The organism is Candidatus Nitrosarchaeum limnium BG20, assembly GCF_000241145.1.
GTDB lineage: Archaea > Thermoproteota > Nitrososphaeria > Nitrososphaerales > Nitrosopumilaceae > Nitrosarchaeum > Nitrosarchaeum limnae.
Map to the genome: position 1 here is coordinate 1 of NZ_AHJG01000071.1, position 1,494 is coordinate 1,494.

3 protein-coding genes and 1 pseudogene are annotated in these 1,494 nt (G+C 38.2%); 2 read left to right on the forward strand and 2 right to left on the reverse strand.

All coding sequences use genetic code 11. From position 1 onward, the window contains the following. A partial coding sequence (locus BG20_RS02415) for a class I SAM-dependent methyltransferase (protein ID WP_010190417.1) occupies positions 1 to 438 on the reverse strand: 438 nt, incomplete at its 3' end. 59 nt (positions 439 to 497) lie between these two features. Here BG20_RS02415 and BG20_RS02420 point away from each other — a divergent pair. Beyond that, positions 498 to 701: a hypothetical protein gene (locus BG20_RS02420; protein WP_048096997.1), complete on the forward strand. Its 204-nt coding sequence runs from the start codon at positions 498 to 500 to the stop codon at positions 699 to 701. Here BG20_RS02420 and BG20_RS02425 read toward each other — a convergent pair. Beyond that, a complete protein-coding gene (locus BG20_RS02425; RefSeq protein WP_010190419.1) occupies positions 698 to 1,297 on the reverse strand; it encodes a nitroreductase family protein in 600 nt (199 codons plus the stop codon). The two genes, BG20_RS02420 and BG20_RS02425, sit on opposite strands and share 4 nt — an antisense overlap. A gap of 96 nt (positions 1,298 to 1,393) precedes the next feature. Here BG20_RS02425 and BG20_RS13065 point away from each other — a divergent pair. Continuing rightward, positions 1,394 to 1,494: pseudogene (locus BG20_RS13065) on the forward strand (NAD(P)/FAD-dependent oxidoreductase); the annotation flags it as partial.

The window sequence follows — 1,494 nt, forward strand, 5'->3', positions numbered from 1 at the left end:
AGGATACACAAAATCATGCAAGATTATCTGACCACCAGGATTCAGATGAGTCACACATTTTGCAATTAGTAATTTAGCATCACAATACTTTGGAATGTACGACGATACAATAAAATCAAATTTTTTATCCAAATCAAGTTTTTCTGCATCCTCTAGAACATATGAGATATTATCAAATCCAGATTTTTTCTTTGCAACATCTAGATAATTTTGAGTCACATCTACACCAACAACCTCAGAGTTTGGAATTTTTGCAATCATCCTACTCAAGATTCCAGTGCCGCATGCAAGATCTAAAATCATTCCACCAGATATTTTTGAAACAATCTGTCTTTTCCAAAATTTATCTCTGCCAAAGGTGGTACAATTTACCACTCTATCATAAGATGACCCAGTTCCATCAAAGAATATAGCGACAAGTTCTTTTGGAGTAGACATTATTTCCAACTCTCATAGTTAATAATAAAAAGACCTCATCAAATCACGGTATTTAGCCAATGTTTGAGTCCGATAATGTGTGTCTTATTTGCAGCAAAGAACAGCCAAGACACACATCTGAGCAGTGGGCAGTATGCTCAAAGAAACTAATTGAACTTGGAATCATGCGATACTGCGAGTCTTGTGGTCTAACTAAACCTGCAGAAGGAGTACATGACAGATGCGAAAAGTGTGGCGAAAAGTATCCTTTCTCAAATCACTAAAAGTGATCCTCAAAGACTAGTTCAGATAGTGGCAACTGTCCACCGCGGGGAGCGGGCTCTTTTGCTTTTTTGCCAACTACTACCATCATTGTAACTATATGGTCAGGTGGCAATCCGATGAATTCACCGACCTTGCCATAATCAAATCCCTCCATAGGACAACTGTCATACCCCATTGATTGTGCTGCAAGCATAATGGTTTGAGCTGCAATTCCACAAGAGCGTATTGCTTGATCATGTTCTAGTTTAGAATTTCCAGTGTATGCTTGCTTTATTCCCTTGATTAGAAAATTGCGTGGCTCTTCTGGAATGTTTTTCCAGTATCGCTCTGGGTTTTTCTCCCAAGATTTTAGATCAGCACATAAAACAATAACCAAAGAGGCCTCTGCTACTTGTCTCTGGCCATATGACAAAACACATAGCTTGTCTTTCAAATCCTGTTTAGTGATTGTTACAAATCTCCAGTTCTGGATGTTATATGAAGTTGGAGACAATATGGCATACTCCATTAGCTTGTTAATCTCATCTTTGCTCATTTCGTGATTTTGAAAACTCTTAATTGATCTTCTTGATTTTATTGCATCAAATGTATCCATGATGTTTCAGATTTCACCAAATTTAACTCTAGTACTAATTGCAGATAGTGTTTTTATTAGGTCAGAGGGGACTGGAGTCAAATGAAGATTGCAGTTATGGGAATGGGGGTAGCAGGCAGTTATCTGATGGCAAGACTCAAAAATTCAGAGCACGATGTCACTGGATATGAGCGCAGCCCACAAGAAAGACATGATTC